20 protein-coding genes are annotated in these 18,396 nt (G+C 49.8%); all 20 read right to left on the bottom strand.

The features are described 5' to 3' along the window. Window positions 1-28 precede the first annotated feature (28 nt). The 20 genes from pfkB to spoIIIAC all read right to left on the bottom strand — a co-directional run bounded on the left by pfkB (window position 29) and on the right by spoIIIAC (window position 18,386). Window positions 29-937 (bottom strand): 1-phosphofructokinase, encoded by a 909-nt coding sequence (gene pfkB / locus OCV96_RS00850; RefSeq protein WP_227061526.1) that lies wholly within the window; start codon window positions 935-937, stop codon window positions 29-31. 182 nt (window positions 938-1,119) lie between these two features. Then, complete coding sequence (gene recN / locus OCV96_RS00845; RefSeq protein ID WP_118668284.1) at window positions 1,120-2,808, bottom strand: DNA repair protein RecN; 1,689 nt, start codon at window positions 2,806-2,808, stop codon at window positions 1,120-1,122. 15 nt (window positions 2,809-2,823) lie between these two features. Continuing rightward, window positions 2,824-3,276 (bottom strand): arginine repressor, encoded by a 453-nt coding sequence (gene argR / locus OCV96_RS00840; RefSeq protein ID WP_022313659.1) that lies wholly within the window; start codon window positions 3,274-3,276, stop codon window positions 2,824-2,826. A 31-nt stretch (window positions 3,277-3,307) separates the two neighbouring features. Beyond that, window positions 3,308-4,177, bottom strand: a complete 870-nt coding sequence (locus tag OCV96_RS00835; RefSeq protein ID WP_227732903.1) for an NAD(+)/NADH kinase — start codon at window positions 4,175-4,177, stop codon at window positions 3,308-3,310. Between the two features lie 20 nt (window positions 4,178-4,197). Next, complete coding sequence (locus OCV96_RS00830) at window positions 4,198-5,079, bottom strand: TlyA family RNA methyltransferase (RefSeq protein ID WP_117464857.1); 882 nt, start codon at window positions 5,077-5,079, stop codon at window positions 4,198-4,200. Window positions 5,080-5,096: 17 nt separating this feature from the next. After that, on the bottom strand, window positions 5,097-6,950 hold the full coding sequence (dxs, locus tag OCV96_RS00825; RefSeq protein ID WP_262593253.1) for a 1-deoxy-D-xylulose-5-phosphate synthase: 1,854 nt from the start codon (window positions 6,948-6,950) through the stop codon (window positions 5,097-5,099). Between the two features lie 14 nt (window positions 6,951-6,964). After that, window positions 6,965-7,888 (bottom strand): polyprenyl synthetase family protein, encoded by a 924-nt coding sequence (locus OCV96_RS00820; RefSeq protein WP_022313655.1) that lies wholly within the window; start codon window positions 7,886-7,888, stop codon window positions 6,965-6,967. Between the two features lie 42 nt (window positions 7,889-7,930). After that, window positions 7,931-8,170 (bottom strand): exodeoxyribonuclease VII small subunit, encoded by a 240-nt coding sequence (xseB, locus tag OCV96_RS00815; RefSeq protein WP_262593252.1) that lies wholly within the window; start codon window positions 8,168-8,170, stop codon window positions 7,931-7,933. A 57-nt stretch (window positions 8,171-8,227) separates the two neighbouring features. Beyond that, window positions 8,228-9,442, bottom strand: a complete 1,215-nt coding sequence (gene xseA, locus OCV96_RS00810) for an exodeoxyribonuclease VII large subunit (protein ID WP_227732952.1) — start codon at window positions 9,440-9,442, stop codon at window positions 8,228-8,230. A gap of 1 nt (window position 9,443) precedes the next feature. Continuing rightward, window positions 9,444-9,854, bottom strand: a complete 411-nt coding sequence (gene nusB, locus OCV96_RS00805; RefSeq protein WP_022313652.1) for a transcription antitermination factor NusB — start codon at window positions 9,852-9,854, stop codon at window positions 9,444-9,446. A gap of 21 nt (window positions 9,855-9,875) precedes the next feature. After that, window positions 9,876-10,262 carry an Asp23/Gls24 family envelope stress response protein gene (locus OCV96_RS00800; protein ID WP_022313651.1) on the bottom strand — a complete coding sequence of 129 codons (387 nt, stop codon included), beginning with the start codon at window positions 10,260-10,262 and terminating at the stop codon, window positions 9,876-9,878. 50 nt (window positions 10,263-10,312) lie between these two features. After that, window positions 10,313-11,539, bottom strand: coding sequence for a transglutaminase domain-containing protein (locus tag OCV96_RS00795; protein ID WP_262593251.1), 1,227 nt, complete (start codon window positions 11,537-11,539; stop codon window positions 10,313-10,315). 37 nt (window positions 11,540-11,576) lie between these two features. Beyond that, complete coding sequence (locus OCV96_RS00790; RefSeq protein WP_022313649.1) at window positions 11,577-13,175, bottom strand: peptide chain release factor 3; 1,599 nt, start codon at window positions 13,173-13,175, stop codon at window positions 11,577-11,579. 71 nt (window positions 13,176-13,246) lie between these two features. Then, window positions 13,247-14,413, bottom strand: a complete 1,167-nt coding sequence (locus OCV96_RS00785; RefSeq protein ID WP_262593250.1) for a phosphopentomutase — start codon at window positions 14,411-14,413, stop codon at window positions 13,247-13,249. 346 nt (window positions 14,414-14,759) lie between these two features. Beyond that, complete coding sequence (locus OCV96_RS00780) at window positions 14,760-15,407, bottom strand: SpoIIIAH-like family protein (RefSeq protein WP_117464988.1); 648 nt, start codon at window positions 15,405-15,407, stop codon at window positions 14,760-14,762. Between the two features lie 90 nt (window positions 15,408-15,497). Further along, window positions 15,498-16,181, bottom strand: coding sequence for a stage III sporulation protein AG (locus tag OCV96_RS00775; protein WP_227732893.1), 684 nt, complete (start codon window positions 16,179-16,181; stop codon window positions 15,498-15,500). Window positions 16,182-16,258: 77 nt separating this feature from the next. Beyond that, entirely contained in the window at window positions 16,259-16,726 is a 468-nt protein-coding gene (locus OCV96_RS00770) for a stage III sporulation protein AF (protein WP_227061534.1), read from the bottom strand. 4 nt (window positions 16,727-16,730) lie between these two features. After that, window positions 16,731-17,780, bottom strand: coding sequence for a stage III sporulation protein AE (locus OCV96_RS00765; RefSeq protein WP_227732891.1), 1,050 nt, complete (start codon window positions 17,778-17,780; stop codon window positions 16,731-16,733). A gap of 13 nt (window positions 17,781-17,793) precedes the next feature. Then, a complete protein-coding gene (locus OCV96_RS00760; RefSeq protein WP_022313642.1) occupies window positions 17,794-18,180 on the bottom strand; it encodes a SpoIIIAC/SpoIIIAD family protein in 387 nt (128 codons plus the stop codon). Window positions 18,181-18,191: 11 nt separating this feature from the next. Continuing rightward, window positions 18,192-18,386, bottom strand: a complete 195-nt coding sequence (gene spoIIIAC / locus OCV96_RS00755; RefSeq protein WP_022313641.1) for a stage III sporulation protein AC — start codon at window positions 18,384-18,386, stop codon at window positions 18,192-18,194. Window positions 18,387-18,396: the final 10 nt, after the last annotated feature.

Here is an 18,396-nt window from a genome sequence, read left to right as displayed (position 1 = left end):
CCATCCTCTCTTTTTATATTTATCATTGTTATTGTTCTACCTGCTGTAATACCTGCAAGACTTCTCCTCTGGTGGCCAGATTCTCGGAAAATGCACTGGCGCTTCCTGCAGCAATTCCCATATGGAACGCATGTACATAATCTTTCTTTTCCATCCATCCTGTCAGGAAACCTGCCACCATGGAATCGCCTGCACCCACACCATTGACCAGTGTTCCCTTCGGTGCCGGAGCTCCCATGCTCTGTCCGTCCGCTGCGATCAATACTGCTCCTTCGCCTGCCATGGAAATCAGTACATTCTGTGCTCCCATCTCCTGCAGTTTCCTGCCGTATGGAACCACCTCTTCCCTTGTGGAGAGCTTCACACCGAAGATATCCCCCAATTCATGGTTGTTGGGTTTTACCAGAAAAGGATGATACGGCAATACCTTTACCAGCAGGTCTCTGGTGGCATCCACTACGGTGAGAACACCTCTTCCCTGAATTCTCTCCAGAATTCTCTGATAAATGTCATCCGGCATGGTATAAGGAATACTTCCTGCCAATACCAGGACATCTCCGTCTCCCAGTCTGTCAATCTTTTCCATCAGCTGTTCCAAAGCTTTTGCATCAATATCCGGGCCACAGCCATTGATCTCTGTTCCGTCAATACTTTTCAGCTTCAGATTGATTCTGGTCATTCCGTGATCGATTTTGATGAAATCAGCATTTACGCCAAACTCGTTCAATCTCCGGATCAGTTCCTCTCCAGTGAATCCCGCCGCATATCCCAGGGCTGTGGAATCCAGTCCCAGATTCTTCAGTACGATAGAGACATTGATTCCCTTTCCTCCCGGAAGAATCAGCTCTGATGAGGTTCTGTTCGTCATTCCCAGCTGAAAGTCATCCACGGATACGATGTAATCCAGTGACGGATTGAAAGTCACGGTACAAATCATTTCTATCCCTCCTGTCTGTCATCTTTCTTGTTCTTATGATGTTATTATATCTTCACATTCAGTCAAATTCAATCAATTTAATTCACAAATATGGTGCTTTATTTTGGTTGAATTTGCACAAAATAAAAGGATGAAATACTTCTTCATCCTTTTTCAATGTTTCTTTCACTATAGCATTTCCCTTATCTGGCTTCTTTAAACCCGTTTGCCTGTTCTTTCATTTCCTTTGCATTGGAAAGCGCCGCTTCCGTCAGTGCATCACTGCCTAACAGTCTTGCCAGCTCCGCCAGACTTTCTTCTTCTGCCACCTTGTGAATGTCCGTAATGGTCATATCATCGGTACTGCTCTTTTCAATAATGAAATGCACATCCGCCATGGCTGCGATCTGAGGCAGATGAGTGATACAGATGACCTGATGGGCTCCTGCCAGAATACTCAGCTGCTCCGCTACTTTCCATGCGGTTCTGCCGCTGATACCGGTATCGATCTCATCAAAGATCAATGTATCAATGGCATCTTTCCCTGCCAGTACCGTTTTGATCGCCAGCATCACCCGGGACAGTTCACCGCCACTGGCCACCTGGTTCAAAGGTTTCAGACTTTCTCCGGGATTGGTGGAAATCAGGAATTCCACATCATCATAGCCTTTTGTTGTAATGGCCTGACCGGGTCTGACTGCGATGTCAAATTCCACCGTCAGGAAATTGAGACCTATCAGCGCATCTTTCAATTTCTGCGTCAGTACCGCTGCGTTTTTTCTACGGATCTCAGACAGTTCTTCACAGGCTTTCTTCAGTAACGCCTGCTTTTCCTCCCACTCGGCGTTCAATTTCTGCATATAGGCATCATAATCCGCCAGTTTTTCCAGATAAGCTTCTTTTTCCTCTTTGTACCGCAGGATCTCTTCGATCGTGTTGCCGTATTTTCCCTTGAGGTGATTGATGGTATTCAGACGATCCTCTGTACTGCGAAAATCCTCTTCATCAAATTCCAGATCCGACATATATTCGGAGACATCATGATTGTAATCTGACAAAAGACTTTCCACCTCTGCCAACTGTTCCTCCATCTGTTCCAGTGCAGGATCATACATGGTCACACTACGCAATGCCCGCAGTGCCCTGCTCAAAGAATTCCCGGCACCGTCTTCCGCGTCATTGCCACTGAGTTGATAGCTCTCCGCCAGGCTTTCCGCAATTTTTCGGCTGTTGGACATTTTGCGGTACGCCTGTTCCAGTTCCTCATCTTCTCCGGGCTGCAGGGAAGCATCCGCGATCTCCTTTTGTTCAAATTCCGCCAGAGACTGTTCTCTGCTTCTGGAGGTATCATCCAGAGTTTCCTCTGTGATCTTTTTCTCCAGGGCAGTACACTCATGATAAAGTGCAGCCACCCGCCCTGCGCATTCTGCAAATTCCGCTCCCGCATAGGCATCCAGGATCTCCATATGTTTTTTCTTGTTTAGCAGAGACTGGTGCTCATGTTGTCCGTGAATATCGATCAGCAGCTCCGAAAGTTCCTTCACCTGCTTTGCCGTCACGGTCTCTCCATTGATGCGGCAGATGCTTTTCCCGGAGGAAAGTTTTCGGCTCAGGATCACGGTTCCGTCTTCCGAAGGTTCCAGATCCATGCTCTTTAATTTTTCCGCCAGCCTTTCTTCCTCGCAGTCGAAGACCAGTTCCACCAGACCGTTCTCTTCTCCCCGTCTGAGCATGTCTTTCTCGAACTTTCCTCCCAGTGCCAGATTCACTGATCCAATGAGTAATGATTTACCGGCACCGGTCTCACCGGTCAGTATATTCAGTCCTTCTCCGAACTCTACCTCTGTCTCCCGGATAAGAGCCAGATTTTTCACGCGTAAACTACGAAGCATGTATTTCCCCCTGTCTTACCTTTCTATCATCAGATGGATCTTGTCCATAAGGATCTGGGTATCTTCCACGGTCCGCACTGCCACCATGATCGTATCATCTCCGGCGATACATCCCACCACTTCGGAGAATTTCAGGGCATCCAGTGCCGCCGCCACTGCCATGGCCATGCCGGATACGGTCTTGATCACCAGAATATTCTGTGCCATGTCCATGGAGATAAAACCGTCTCTGAGGACGCGGATGTATTTATCTCCCATATGACTGTCATCCTGTTTTAAAATGACGTATTTCTGTTTGCCGCCACCGGTGGGTACTTTGGACAGCTTCAGTTCTCTGATATCTCTGGATACGGTAGCCTGTGTCACAGCAAAACCGGCTTCCTTCAGATAGCCCGCCAGTTCCTCCTGGGTCTCCACATCTCTTTTTTCTATAATCTCCACGATCTTGCGATGTCTTGTTTTCTTCATCTTGACCTCATGCCTTTCTCACAACAATTCGTCAGGAATCTCTCATTTTCCGATGCAATACATCCAGGAAGCTTACCTGATTCAGCTGAATAAACTCGGTGATCTTCTCCGACTGCACAATACGGATCCGGTCTCCGGTACACATGGTCACTTTGTGGCTGCCGTCATAATTGGCTTCCACGGTCTGGCTTTTGCCCTCTCTGCCACCGGGAATCTCTATAACGATCTCATCTTCCGGGGACAGGATAATGCTTCTCTGGTTCAGGCTGTGGGGGCAGATCGGTGTCAGGGTGATCAGTTTCGCCTTGGGCTCCACCAGCGGCCCGCCCGCCGACAGATTATATCCCGTGGATCCTGTCGGTGTAGTCACGATCATTCCATCTGCCTTGTAATGATTCAGAAGCTGTCCGTTGACATAGATGTTGAATTCTATGATCTGCAGGGATCCGCTTCGGGAAATGACGATGTCATTCAAAGCCCAGCCTTCCGACACAGTTCCATCCGCACAGCAGACTTTACCGTTTAACATCATTCTGCGTTCTTTCTTAAAATCATCCCGGATCAGGCGGTCCAGTGATTCCTCTAATCCAGACAGTTCGATCTCCGTCATATAACCTACGGTTCCCAGATTCACTCCGATGATGGGGACAAGGATCTTCTTCGTCTCTCTGGCTGCCTGCAGCACCGTGCCGTCGCCGCCCAATACGATCATGCAGTCCACATCTAACGGAATGTCCGTTGCTTCCTCTTCCGCCACGGAATCCTTTTCTTCCTTCCAGTCGGATTCCTTGACCTTTAATTTCACCGTACAGCCTTTGGTTTCCAGATAATTCTGGATCCGTTTCGTGGTCGCAAGCTCCTGATCCTTATGCTTGTTGGTATATATCAGAAAATGCTTCATAGCTTCGCACTCCTTGTCTGTTACAGGGTATGAGAGTTGTCTACGATACCTTTGATTACGGCATCCCATTCAGGGGTATAGGACAGTCCGGTCTTTTCCTCTATAATAGTCTGTAAGGCGCTCTCCGCTTCATGCTCGGTCAGCGCCAGCTTTTCTTCGGAGATCTCCTCCGGCTTACGGATATGCAGCAGATATTCGATATTGCCCTCCGGTCCCTTGATGGGGGAATATTCCAGATGCAGTACTTCGAAACCAATGCTGTCCGCATAGTCGATGATCTTGCGGATCACTTCCTCGTGGATCTGAGGCTCTCTCACCACACCGTTCTTGCCCACCTTGCCTCTGCCGGCCTCGAACTGGGGCTTGATCAGACACACCATCTGTCCGCCGGTCTTTAACAGATTTCTCGCCGGGATCAAAATCTTGGTCAGGGAAATAAAGGACACATCCACGCTGGCGAAATCCAGTGCATCCGGGATATCCTCCGGGGTCACATAACGGAAATTGGTCTGTTCCATGCATACCACCCGCTCATCATTCCGCAGTTTCCAGGCTAACTGCCCCTGTCCCACGTCCACGGAATACACCTTCGTGGCTCCGTTCTGGAGCATGCAGTCCGTGAAGCCTCCGGTAGATGCACCGATATCCATGCAGATCATGCCGTCCAGCAGAAATCCCCACTGTTCCATTGCCTTTTCCAGCTTCAGGCCTCCGCGGCTGACATATTTCATGGTATGATTTCTGACTTCCAGCTTGATCTTGCTGACATCAAATCCGGTGCCGGCCTTGTCTTCCTTCTGTCCGTTGACATAGACATTGCCGGACATTATGATGGCTTTTGCCTTTTCTCTGGAAGGAGCATACCCCTGCTCTACCAGAATCACATCCAGTCGTTCTTTCATCTTCGTCTCCTAATTATTTATAATCTTTCCAGAATTTTCTCCGTGATGCTTTCCGCATCCAATCCGATCTCCTTTTTCAAAAGCTCTACATTTCCATGTTCCACATAAGCATCGGGAATAGCTGCCATGACACATTTGATCCGTTTCTCGTGGTCATTCAGACAATCCAACACCTTTTCTCCGAATCCTCCGCTTTGGACATTTTCTTCCATGGTCACGATCATCTCATGATCTTCACAGGCCGAAAGTACTGCCTCTTCGTCAATGGGCTTGATAAATCTGGCATTGATGATACTTGCCTTGTAACCCTTTTCATGCAGAAGCTTCTGGACTCCCTCCGCTGTCTTTACCATACTGCCTACGGCAAACAATGCGATACCGCCCTCTCTTGCGATCCACTCCGCCTTGCCCAGTTCAATGGGGGCACGGTGTTCGGCAAGTCCGGCATAAGCCGTTCCTCTGGGATATCGCACCGCAATGGGCGCATCCAGTGCCACGGCAAACTTCATCATATCCGATAATTCCCATTTGTTCTTCGGCGCACAGATATGCATATTGGGAATTCCCGACAGATAGGTATAATCAAAAATACCCTGATGAGTCTCACCGTCACTCCCCACCAGCCCTGCACGATCTATAGCAAACACTACCGGCAGATTCTGAATACACACATCATGCAGGATCTGATCGTAGGCTCTCTGTAAAAATGAAGAATACACCGCAACAATAGGCTTCATGCCTCCTGCTGCCAGTCCTGCTGCGAAGGTCACCGCATGTTCCTCCGCAATTCCCACATCAAAGAACCGGTCCGGGTACATATTCCGGAAGCGCTTTAAGCCGGTGCCGTCCGGCATGGCTGCCGTAATTGCCACTACCCGTTCGTCCCGCTGGCCCAGCTTGCACATAACAGTGGAAAACACATCCGTATAATTGGCCACGGTGCGGGGATGGGAAGGAATTCCCGTCTCGATGTCAAAAGGCTCTGCCCCGTGGAATCTGGCGGGATGTTTCTCCGCCGGTCCATAGCCCTTGCCCTTCTGGGTAATCACATGCACCAGCACAGCTCCCTTGACTCTCTTGGCTTCCTCAATGACCTTGATCAGGCCTTCGATATCATGTCCGTCTACCGGGCCTAAATAAGTCACTCCCATATCCTCAAAAAACATCCCGGGGATCACCAGCTGTTTGAAGCTGCTCTTGGCCCGGCGGATACTGTTGACAATACCGTTGCCACCGGGTTTTCTCTTGAGAGCGTTGTATATGCCCTCTTTCAGATCCAGATAGCCGGTCGCCGTACGGATATTGTTCAGATATTTGGAAACACCGCCCACATTTTCGGAGATGGACATATTGTTGTCGTTTAATACCACAATAAAGTTCGTCTCCAGTTTGGCTGCATTGTTCAAGGCCTCGTAAGCCATGCCTCCTGTCAGAGAGCCGTCTCCGATCACGGATACAATGGTGGTCTTCTCCCCTTTGAGATCTCTTGCCTTCACCAGTCCCAGTCCTGCGGATATGGAGGTAGAACTGTGTCCGGTATCAAATGCGTCATAATCACTTTCTTTTCTCTTGGGGAACCCACTCATGCCATGGAACTGGCGTAAGACATCGAAACCGTCCTTGCGGCCCGTTAATATTTTGTGGGTATAAGACTGATGACCTACATCCCAGATGATCTTGTCCTCCGGGAGATTCAGAGCAAGATGAAGTGCCATGGTCAGTTCCACCGCTCCCAGGTTCGAACCCAGATGTCCCCCGGTCACACTGATCTTTTCGATCAGGAACTGCCGAATCTCCTCCGCCAGTTCCCCATAGTCTGATTTATCTATTTTTTTGATATCGTTTGCTTTCTCGATCTTATCCAGTAACATTGGCTTTTCCTCTGCTATTTCGTTCTATGAACCAGGTGCAGCAACAGTTCCTTCAGGAATTCATGTTCTCCCGAAAAGCTGTCCAGAATCGCTACCGCTTCCCCGGTCAGCCGTTCCACTTCTCTGCCGGATTCTTCCAGTCCGTGTAAAGTCACATAGGTCTGCTTATGATTCTGTGCATCACTTCCGGTAGCTTTTCCCAGCTCCTTGCTGTCCCCTATCACATCCAGAATGTCATCCTGGATCTGGAATGCAATGCCGACATTGTAGGCACACAGTTCCAATGCCGCAATCTCTTCATCGGTTGCCCCTGCCAGCGTAGCTCCGATAGTCATGGCCGACTGGATCAGGGCTGCCGTCTTGTTGGCATGGATGAACAGGATCTGTTCTGTGGTCAGAGGTTCTGCCTGTTCCTCCGCTTCAATGTCTGCGTTCTGGCCGCCGATCATCCCATAGATTCCTGCCTTGCGGGCTAAAATATTCAGTGCCGCCGCCACTCTCGGGTAATTCGGATCTACCGGTTCTCCCGAGGTGCATGCCGGAAAAGCACGAAATGCAGTCTCAAAGGCATAATTGAGCAGTCCGTCTCCTGCCAGGACTCCCATACCGTCACCGTACACAGACCAGGTGGTCTTGCGGCCTCTGCGGTACTCGTCATTGTCCATGGCCGGCAGATCATCATGTACCAGAGAATATGTATGGATCATCTCGATCGCCGCCATAAAAGGCTCTATCGTATCATCTTTGCCACCGAACATTTTATAGGTCTCCTGCATCAGCATGGGACGCAGGCGCTTTCCGCCTGCCATAAGACTATAGTTCATGGCTTCAATAACGGTCTTCTGGTATCCTTCCTCTGCCGGAAGATATTCCTTCAGTAATTCTTCAATCGCTGCCGTTCTCTTCTGCAATTCCTGTCTGAATAACGTTTCTTCCATGTCTAATGCCAACCTTCCTCTACCTGCCGGTATGCTGTATGCTTACTGGGGATCCAGCGGTTCCAGTCCGCCCTCTTCGTTCAGCTTCATGACCTGTTTTTCCACCCGGTCGATCTGTTCGCTGCACTGTTTCAGCAGATTCATGCCCTTGCTGTACGCCGTAAAAGCTTCCTCCAGAGAAATATCCTCTGCTTCCAGCTGTCCGATCAGTTCTTCCACTGCGGAAAAATTCTCTTCCAGGCTCTGTGGTTCCTGTGCTTCCGTTTTCTTTTTTCCTGCCAAAATAGCACCTCCGTCTGCTGCCTGCATCTATCTGCATCCCCCGGATACCGGTAAATGCTATCCGGGAAGTCTTTCTTCCTTCTGTATCTGTTCCACCCGGGTATCGATCACGCCGTCACTCATCCGGATCCGCAGGCGCTCCCCTGCTTCTACCTGGGTCACGGAACGGATATTTTTCCCATCGGTATCCTCCACATAGGAAAAACCACTGTTTAACTTTTCCAAAGGAGAGACCGCTTTCATTCTCTCAATATACAATGCCAGGTTATGTCTGCGTTCCCGCAGGATCGCCTGCAGCCGGTTCTGCAGCCGGTCTTCCAGCTGTATGCTGTAAGTCCTCTTCTCCCGTATCCGGCTGGCGGGGCTTAAATATTTCAGGCGCATTTCCATCTGATCCGCCTGCTGCCTCTTATGCTGAAGCACTCGTCCCATCCGCTGATACAGCCTGTCCTGTCTGTCCAAAATCTCATTCTCAATATCACTGACCTGTGTCACTGCCAGTTCTGCCGCTGCCGACGGGGTCGGTGCCCGCAGATCCGCCACATAATCAATGATCGTGGTATCCGTCTCGTGTCCAACCGCCGAAATAATGGGAACAGAGCAGTCGAATACTGCCTGTGCCACCATTCTCTCGTTGAATGCCCACAGATCCTCGATGGAGCCGCCCCCACGTCCCACGATCATGACATCCACGCCCTGTCTCTCCAGTGCACGGATTCCGTTCACAATGGAAGGCGCCGCCGAAGCTCCCTGTACCAGCGCAGGATACAAAATAATCTGCACGAAGGGATTCCGTCTGGAGGCGATCTGTATGATATCCCGGACTGCCGCGCCGGTATCTGCCGTGACTACCCCAAGAGTATGGATATACTTCGGAATCTGCTGCTTATACTCCGGAGCAAACATGCCCTCTTCCGCCAGTTCCCGTTTTAGTTGTTCGTATTTTTCATAGAGGGCTCCGGCGCCGTCCAGCGTCACTTCCTTCACATACAGCTGATATCTGCCGTCACGCTCAAATACACTCACACTGCCCTTCGCAATTACCTGCTGCCCTTCCGTCAGCCGGAATCCCAGACCTCTCCGGTCTCCGGCGAACATAATGCAGTTCAGGGCACTGGCAGAATCCTTTAACGTAAAATAAATATGTCCAGAGGGATGGTATTTACAGTTGCTTACCTCACCCTTTACAGATACCATCTGTAAAAAGTAATCCTGCGTGAACATATTTTTGATATAAGTATTCAGTTGTCGTACGCTGATTACGTTCTGTATCCTACTCACCGGATTTCATGATCTTGGCAAGGATCGCATTGACGAATCCGCCAGAGCTTTCCTGTCCGTACTTTTTGGCAATCTCGATTGCCTCGTTAATAGCAACGCCATTCGGGATATCGTCATCATAGCGCAGCTCATATGCACCAAGACGCAGTACTGCAAGCTCCACCTTTCCCATACGGGTGGTATCCCAGCCTTCGGTATTCTCATTCAACAGCCTGTCAAGCTCGGGGATTTTCTCCCTGATCTTCTCAAAGCGGGCCGCAATGGCATCTGCATCCTGCCAGGAAGGAACTTCCTCATTATTCTCGCGGAACAATGCAATCTGTTCCGGCATATCCTCCGGTGCATGAAACTCCACGCGGTATAAAAGTTTGAAAACCTGTTCTCTCTGCTCGTGTCTTCCCATAATATCTTCCTGTAATTCCTCTTATTTATCCTTCTTCATGTTCACACCGGCAATACGGATGTTCACATCAGAGCAGGTCAGTCCTGTCATATTCTCAATGGCATTTTTCACCTTCTGCTGTACTGCCTGACAGGTAGCGGGAATATTGTAACCGTACTCCATGGTCACAGTCAGATCCACGGTCACATTCTTGTCCAGCACCTCTACTTTGACACCCTTGGTCAGGCTCTTAACGCCTACCTTGCTCATGAGTTCGTTGGTAACATTACCAGCCATGGCGCTGACACCGTCTACCTCGGTAGCTGCTAAAGATGCGATCATAGCCACTACATCATCGGCGATCTGTACGGTACCGATGCTCTCGTCTTCCCTTAATACCAGGTTCTTCTTATCTATTTCTTTTTCCATGATAGCTGATCCTCCTAATAATAACTAATTAGTTACAGTATACCAAATCCTTATTCATTTGTCACCCAAAAAGTCAAGGATAATTGTTTCCCGTTCTGGGCATAAGTGACGGTATTGCTGTTCCCCTGTATCTGCATATATGAAAAAATCTCCTGCTCATCGATCAATGCATGACAGATTTCCTGATAACAGAGTTCATCTGCACATTTTATCGTCACTTCCGTTCTGCCGCCCTCTATGGCTCTGTCGAAGACCGCCTGCATCTGTTCATGGTCATAGGAAGTAAAGTAGGAACCTTCCCGCACATAATAATTTGCTTCCGTCGCCGTACATTCCGGCATAGGGATCATCGCTTCGATACGATGCGTCCGTAGCAGATCCTCTGTAGTCACGCACAGATAATCATAATTGATCTCCGGCAGGCTCCTCTGCTCGCTGCCATTCTCCATGCGGTAAGAGGCATCTCCCCAGGTGGTATCTACATAATAATAGTCCCCGTCCACCTGTACCAGATTCCAGGCATGAGCTTCTCCGGTATCCACCGTTCCCTGCACCAGGGTGCACATCACCCCCAGATGATTCAACAGATACTGGGTGGCTTTGGCATATCCCTGGCAGACAGAAGCTCCTCCTAAGAATACCGAGGCAATGTTCTGATTATCCGCCGCACTCAGATCATAATTTGTTGAAAAGATGACCGCCTCATACACCGCTTTTACCTTATCGTACTCAGAAGCCGCCTCTTCCATACCGGACAGCCATTCCGCCGTCACACTGCGAATGGCCTCCGCCCGCGCTACGGCCTCTTCCTTCGTCTGATCGTAAGTGCCTGCGAAGTCGATTCCTACGGTTTTCTCCCCTCTGGAATATTTGGTATAAGTATATCCTGTGGTGTAAAAAATCTCCGGATGATCTATCAGCACGCACTGAAATACTTTGTCAATGTCCTGTTCATCCATTCCCTGTTCCAACGGTTCCGTGGACAGTTTGATCGTGTCATCCATAGACCCAATCGCCTGCTCGATCTCCTGATACCAGATCTGTTCCTGCGCATCCAGACTCTCATATGCAAAACGAGAGCCTCCCTCCTCTAAAAGGGAAAAGCTCTCTGTATTGTCATTTTCCGCAGCCGCCGTCTCCTGCACAGGCATAGTATCTATCTGTGACTCGGGCAGCACGATGGTCTGGGGTACTTCCTGCAGAACCTCCTGTGAGGAGCATCCTGTCAAAAGCAGTAACATCAGAATTCCGGCACATAACTTTTTCTTATTCCGCATTCTATCCCCCTACACACTTTTTGTTTCCATATAATTACTAATTGCGTCCGAACTCCGTCAGCACCAGTCCCTTATTACGGTCCAGAGTCATGCCGATGCTCCAGGAATTCACAAACAGTAATAAAGGATTACCCTTCATGTCCTTGACCTTCTTCATATCGGAAGTACCGGACAGCTTGGCCAGGTCGATCTCATCCTTATTCTCGATCCAGCGGATATGCTCATAAGGCAGGTTCTCCAGACGGATCTCCACGTTATATTCGTTCTCCAGACGGTATTTCAGTACATCGAACTGCAGCACGCCTACCACACCGACGATGATCTCTTCCAGACCGGTATTGAACTCCTGAAAGATCTGGATAGCACCTTCCTGAGCGATCTGCTCTACGCCCTTGACGAACTGTTTTCTCTTCATGGTATCCACCTGGCGCACTCTGGCAAAATGCTCCGGAGCGAAGGTCGGAATACCTTCATACTGGAACTTCTCCCTGGGCATGCACAGGGTATCTCCGATGGAGAAAATGCCGGGATCGAAGACACCGATAATATCACCCGCATAAGCCTCGTTTAAGATCTTACGTTCATCCGCCATGATCTGCTGGGGCTGGGATAATCTCATAACCTTATTGCCCTGCACATGACGCACTTCCATGTTGGCATCGAATTTACCGGAGCAGATACGCATGAATGCGATACGGTCTCTGTGAGCCTTGTTCATGTTAGCCTGGATTTTGAAAACAAAGGCACTGAACTCATGCTCCGTCGGGTTGATCATGCCGATGTCTGCTTTTCTTGGCAGCGGCGTGGTAGTCATATTCAGGAAATGCTTTAAGAAGATCTCCACACCGAAGTTGGTCAAAGCAGATCCGAAGCATACCGGGGTCAGGTTACCCTTCTGCACTTCCTCCAGATCAAACTCTGCGCTGGCACCGTCCAACAGTTCCACCTCGCCAAGCAGCTTGTCCGCTGCATCCTCTCCGATCAGTTCCTTCAGATGTTCTTCGTCCTGAATGGGAATCTCGGTGGAAGTTCCTTCCTTCGTTCCCTTCTCCGTATCGGAATATGCGATCACACACTTTTTCTCACGGTCGTAGACACCCTGGAATTCCTTACCGGAACCGATGGGCCAGTTGATGGGGCAGGTGGCAATGCCAAGCTCCTTCTCGATATCATCCAGCAGTTCAAAGGTATCTCTTGCCTCACGGTCCATCTTGTTGATGAAGGTGAAAATAGGGATCTTGCGCATCACGCAGACCTTGAACAGCTTTCTCGTCTGGGCCTCGACACCCTTGGAAGCATCGATGACCATAACTGCGGAGTCCGCTGCCATCAGGGTACGGTAGGTATCCTCAGAGAAATCCTGATGTCCCGGGGTATCCAGAATATTGATGCAGTAACCGTCATATTCAAACTGCAATACGGAAGAGGTAACGGAAATACCTCTGTCTTTCTCAATCTGCATCCAGTCGGATACCGCATGTCTGGCCGTTGCCTTACCCTTTACGCTTCCTGCCAGGTTGATGGCTCCTCCGTAGAGCAGGAACTTCTCGGTCAGGGTCGTCTTGCCGGCATCCGGGTGGGAAATAATGGCAAACGTCCGGCGGCGGTTGATCTCTTCTGTATAATTATTACTCACTACTATAGTCCTCCAAATATATCTCTTATATCTCTAAAAATCTATTTTCGCAGTTCTTCGGGATCTGCTATCTATGATGGATCTGCCTTTAAAACAGAGCTTCCTTCAAACTCCGGTTGGATTCCGAAATAATCCAATACCGTAGCTCCGATATCGGAAAAAGTCGGTCTGGTTCCGCGATTCCCCGGCGTCACAGGCGCACCGTACATAAGAAACGGAGTATATTCTCTGGTGTGATCCGTGGTGGCTGTGTAAGCGGGATCACAGCCGTGGTCTGCGGTGATCATCAGAATATCATCCGGCTTCATGTGCGCCTGGATCTCCGGCAGCTTCTCATCAAAATAAGCCAGTGCCTTCGCATAGCCGTCCACATCTCTTCTATGGCCGTAGAGCATGTCGTAATCCACCAGATTGATAAAGCAGAGTCCTTCGAAATCCTTGTCCAGATATTCCAGTGTCCGCTCAATGCCTTCTGCGTTGCCGGAAGTGTATACATGCTCGGTAATGCCCTTGCCTACGAAAATATCCTGGATCTTACCCACAGCAATGACATCCTTACCGGCAGCCTTCAGCTGATCCAGCATGGTCACTGCGGGAGGCAGCAGGGAAAAATCGTGCCTTCTGGGGGTACGGGTATAATGTCCGCTCTCACCGATAAAAGGTCTCGCAATGACACGGCCCACGCCGTGTTCTCCCTGTAAAATCTGTCTGGCAATACGGCAATAATCATATAACTGCTCCACAGGAACCACATCCTCATGGGCAGCGATCTGAAACACACTATCTGCGGAAGTATATACGATCAGTTTGCCGGTGCGCACATGCTCGTCCCCGTAATCCGCAATGACCTGTGTGCCGGAGTACGGCTTATTGCACAGCACATCTCTGCCGGTGCGGATCCGGAACTCTTCCAGCACATCCTCGGGGAAGCCGTCCGGATAGGTAGGCAGTGGCTTGGGAGAATAGATACCTGCGATCTCCCAGTGCCCGATGGTCGTATCCTTTCCGCGGGAACGCTCCGTCATGCGGGCGTAAGCTGCGGTGGGATGGTCTGTTTTCTCTCCCACTTCCACGCCATCAATATTAAACAAACCCATGTTTTTCATATTTTCCATATGAAAAAAAGGGCTCTTTGACACGCTCCCCAGTGTATTTACATTGATGTCACCGTAAGCTGCGGCATCCGGCATCTGTCCGATACCGAAGCTGTCCAATACAATTAAAAAGACTCTCTTCATTGTTTCTTCCTTTTGTCAAGTTTTCCAGGTTAAGTTATGATACCATCCAGATTGTTCCGTGCTTCGCACTCTCTCAATCTGGACCGCATTCGCAATCCGCTCATTTTCTTCGAAAATGGCTGCTTGCTCCTCCGAGTTCTTATGATACCATCCAGATTGCTTCGTGCTTCGCACTCTCTCAATCTGGACCGCATTCGCAATCCGCTCATTTTCTTCGAAAATGGCTGCTTGCTCATGTGGTACGGGTTACGAATTCAAAAAGCCTCCTGCAAGCAAGCTTGCGTAGGCTTTTTAATTGTAACCCTTGGTATCATAACATAATTTTTCCCCTATGTACACAAAAATATCACTGTGCAATGGTGCTGATGACGATATTTTCCGCCGCAATATCCGTCTTTCTTTTTACGATATCTTCGATCTGTGCCCGCTGCACATCCGTCAGTTCTGCGGCATTGACCACCACATCCACGGCATCCCCGTTGATGCTGACCACAGCTTCACTGAAACCTTTCGCCTGCAAAAGCACCTCGGCCGCCGCTTCCTTTTCCGCGATATCAGTCATGCGCACCATACTGTCCACCGCTTCCTGTTTCTGGGCATCGCTGAGCTCAGTACTGTTGATAATCTCCAATAACGTCTCTTTATTCCGGGCTCTGGTCTGCTCCTTGGAAAGTCTTGCAGCAGACAGTACCTCCACACCGTTCGTTCCGGTCAACACTGCTTCCCCGGGAATCTCCCCTTCGTCCGGCGTAGCCTCTGCCACCTGCATATCTTCATCCAGATAATCTTCCATGACGATCTCCACATCCGAATCCAGGCTTTCCATATCTGTGACAATGTCTGTGGAATCCACTGCACTGAGATCTTCTGTATTATCCGACGCCAGATACTCCTTTTCCAGGTTGGTCCCCGCAAACTGCAGATAACCTGCAATGGCTATCATGATGGCAAGTGCGGTAATCATAAGCTGATTCTTCTTAATTAAGTTTTTCACTGCGTTCCCCTTTTCCAAAGGCCTGTATCTGCCTTCTTGATTTTATACTCTATTGTATGTACCCGTCTGTGCGGATATGTTTCCTGTGACTCATTTTTCCAACACCTTGACTTTGTGGGCTTCCACACCGAAAAGTGCCTGTGCGATCTGCGTGATTTCACTGGTCATATTGCCTTTTCCGGCTCCTTCCGCCACCACCAGCACCCCCTCCACTTTGGGTGTGATCGTCTTCGCTACAAACGGTGTGCCCTGACTGCCGTCCTGATAGACGGTCTGGTATCCGGTATTGGAAGAACTCACGGTGCGGGTTCCTCCGGCGGAGTCCTGTTCTTCTGTCTGGGAACGATCCGCGGTCATGTCTTTTTCCACAATTCTTTCCTCCGAGGATTCCAATGTGATCATGACTTCCACCTCTCCCAGTCCCCGGACGGATTCCAGCATTTTCTTCAGTTTTCCCTCCAGATAGGCAGTATATTCCTCCGCGCTTCCCGCTGCCACCGCCCGGGTTTCGGTATCTACCACCGTCTCCTGTTCCCCGGTTGTCTGCGAAGGAGAAGTGAAAATTCCGGCATTGTACTGTTCTGCAGTCTCTGTGCCAACGGAAGCTGCCTGTGGCTCCTCCTTTTTCACCGGCAGGGCGATGATAAACAATAGGACACCCAACAATACCAGAATCAACAGGTTGTCCCGACGGAACCATTTCGGAGGGCCGGAACCGCCTGCACCGTTACCTGTACCAATGCTGCCTGTGATCTTTTCCCAAAATTCACCCATTGCTTCTCACCTCTTTTTCTTCCCTGGCTCCGGTTTTTCTACCGTCATTTTCCTTAACTCTCCAGCAGACTTCTCCATCATTCCAGCCGGATTGGTGCAATGTCCACATGGATCCCCTCCGTTTCTGCATTTTCCCTATCTGTTTCCTTCTGATCCGATACTTCCCCACTGTTTTCTCCTGTAACAGCTCCCTGTGCAGAATCTTGCTCCCACACATTTGCCGGGTCATATCCTTCCCCGGCTTCCTGCGCCACAGCAGCTGCCGTATTCCCGATCTCTTCCTGCGACTGTTCTGCCTGTTCGGTGGCCCGGGTCAGCACGGTCTGCAATTCTTGCATAAATCCTGTCACCTGTTCTTCTGCATTCCAGCCGTCTCCGCCGCCGAACATGCTCAGAACAGGCTGTAACAACTGCAGCAACAGCATAACGGATAATAACAGTTTCAAATATTTATCGTAGGACTCCTTCGGTCTGAAATGCACTACGGTCTGTGCACAGATCAGGAAGATCCCGGCCTGTCCGATCACCCGGTATAACCATTGCATCCTCTTACCTCCCCCTGCTTCCGATAGCTAATAGTGCCAATGTGATCAGAAACAACAGCATGGCTGTGCCCGCAGTACGAAACAGAAGCATCCCTGCATTTCCCATATGATCCGTACAGTTGGTCACTCTTTTATCGCTGACGATCCCCATAAAAGCTGCCGCACACTTGATCAAAAACGCAGTAAACAAAATCTCCAGAAGCGGAGCCGCACACACCGCCAGAAGCAGTAACAGCAAAAGTACGCCGATGCTGTTGCGGATGACAACGGCTGAACCCACCGCCAGCTCCAGAAGCCCGTCTGCCGCATTTCCGATCCCCGGCAGTGCCGAAAGTGCCTTTTCCACGGCGGAGGTCTTCACGGAATCCAATACCGGTGTGATCAATGACTGGAACACGCTGATCCCCGTGACCACTCCCAGAGAAGCCTTGAGAATCCAGCCCACCGCCTTTTCCAGAAGTTCCGTCAAAAGTGTCAGCTTTTCCTCCACCCAGATCCCGTTGATCATGGTCAACAGGCCATAGCAGTAAATCAGTGGTAGTACCACACCCAACAGTATTTTTTCCGTACCATAGATCAGAAGCAGCATCAGCTGATACCCGGCTCCCACTGTAGCCGGCCCCGAGGCCACTCCCACCGCAAGAAGATACGTAGGTACCATCAGCCTTACAAACAACACGATATTTTCCACCGTCTCTCTTGCGGTTCCCAGAATCCCGGAAAAACATTGCAGCAGGATCACTCCCATGAGCAGATAGATAAAGTAAAAGCTTAAATCCGCAATCTGATGTTTGTCGAAAACCTCCACGAAATGAATCAGCAGTGCAGAAAGGATCCCCAGTACGATCAGCCAGATCAGAATATTTTTCCTGCCCGCAGCAGATGCTCCCATTCCCTGTATCACTTCCTGCAACAGGGTTCCCGCTGCCCCCAGCACATCTCCCTGCAGCAGCTGTCCCATCAATTCCGCCACGGAGATCCGGGAGGCCGGAAACAGCTTCTGCATCCCTTTTTCCAGTTCTTCCATGCCATATTCCTGCCACATTGCATCCATTGCTCCCTCACTCTTATAAAATACCATAGATCTGTCGGATCACCGTAAGCAGAATCGGCAGTCCCGCAAACAGTACCGAAAGTTTTCCCAGAATCTCGATCTGATCCGATACCGCTGCGAATCCGGCATCCTTGCAGATTCCGGCGCTGAATTCACACAGGTAGGTGATCCCCACCACTTTCATCAAAATACCGAGATACCCTTTTGCATCCCCGAGGTACTGCTGTAATCCCGCAAACTCCTCCAGCAACTGTCCCGTCAGCCCCAGCACATAGGAAAATACCAGCACACTCAGGGCAAATCCGATCAGCAGCGTATATTCCGGCCGCTGTTGCCTAAATTGTATGGCAAAAAGAACTCCGGCGATTCCAAGCAATGCAATCTTAATGATCTCGGACATATTTCCTCCTATTAAAACGAAAACAGAGTCTGTACAGTATCAAACAGATCATAGATATACGGAACGATCCAGCTAAGAACCAGGATCAGTCCCGCAAGGCTGACGAGAAAAGCATGTTCCTCCCTGCCGCTGTGTTTTAAGACCTGGCTGAGTATCGTTACAAGGATTCCTACCGCAGCTATTTTAAAGATCAGTCCTATTCCCATCTTTCCCCGT

The organism is Waltera acetigignens (assembly GCF_025567015.1).
Lineage (GTDB): Bacteria > Bacillota > Clostridia > Lachnospirales > Lachnospiraceae > Acetatifactor > Acetatifactor acetigignens.
Note: the sequence above shows the minus strand (reverse complement) of the source record. Positions and strands in the feature narration are given on the sequence as shown.

Bases quoted from the DNA above. Each gene is read 5' to 3' on its own strand.
- pfkB (WP_227061526.1), bottom strand. From the start codon at position 937: ATGATTTGTACCGTGACTTTCAATCCGTCACTGGATTACATCGTATCC.
- recN (WP_118668284.1), bottom strand. From the start codon at position 2,808: ATGCTTCGTAGTTTACGCGTGAAAAATCTGGCTCTTATCCGGGAGACA.
- argR (WP_022313659.1), bottom strand. From the start codon at position 3,276: ATGAAGAAAACAAGACATCGCAAGATCGTGGAGATTATAGAAAAAAGA.
- OCV96_RS00835 (WP_227732903.1), bottom strand. From the start codon at position 4,177: ATGAAGCATTTTCTGATATATACCAACAAGCATAAGGATCAGGAGCTT.
- OCV96_RS00830 (WP_117464857.1), bottom strand. From the start codon at position 5,079: ATGAAAGAACGACTGGATGTGATTCTGGTAGAGCAGGGGTATGCTCCT.
- dxs (WP_262593253.1), bottom strand. From the start codon at position 6,950: ATGTTACTGGATAAGATCGAGAAAGCAAACGATATCAAAAAAATAGAT.
- OCV96_RS00820 (WP_022313655.1), bottom strand. From the start codon at position 7,888: ATGGAAGAAACGTTATTCAGACAGGAATTGCAGAAGAGAACGGCAGCG.
- nusB (WP_022313652.1), bottom strand. From the start codon at position 9,854: ATGGGAAGACACGAGCAGAGAGAACAGGTTTTCAAACTTTTATACCGC.
- OCV96_RS00800 (WP_022313651.1), bottom strand. From the start codon at position 10,262: ATGGAAAAAGAAATAGATAAGAAGAACCTGGTATTAAGGGAAGACGAG.
- OCV96_RS00795 (WP_262593251.1), bottom strand. From the start codon at position 11,539: ATGCGGAATAAGAAAAAGTTATGTGCCGGAATTCTGATGTTACTGCTT.
- OCV96_RS00785 (WP_262593250.1), bottom strand. From the start codon at position 14,413: ATGAAGAGAGTCTTTTTAATTGTATTGGACAGCTTCGGTATCGGACAG.
- OCV96_RS00775 (WP_227732893.1), bottom strand. From the start codon at position 16,181: ATGGGTGAATTTTGGGAAAAGATCACAGGCAGCATTGGTACAGGTAAC.
- OCV96_RS00770 (WP_227061534.1), bottom strand. From the start codon at position 16,726: ATGCAATGGTTATACCGGGTGATCGGACAGGCCGGGATCTTCCTGATC.
- OCV96_RS00765 (WP_227732891.1), bottom strand. From the start codon at position 17,780: ATGGATGCAATGTGGCAGGAATATGGCATGGAAGAACTGGAAAAAGGG.
- OCV96_RS00760 (WP_022313642.1), bottom strand. From the start codon at position 18,180: ATGTCCGAGATCATTAAGATTGCATTGCTTGGAATCGCCGGAGTTCTT.
- spoIIIAC (WP_022313641.1), bottom strand. From the start codon at position 18,386: ATGGGAATAGGACTGATCTTTAAAATAGCTGCGGTAGGAATCCTTGTA.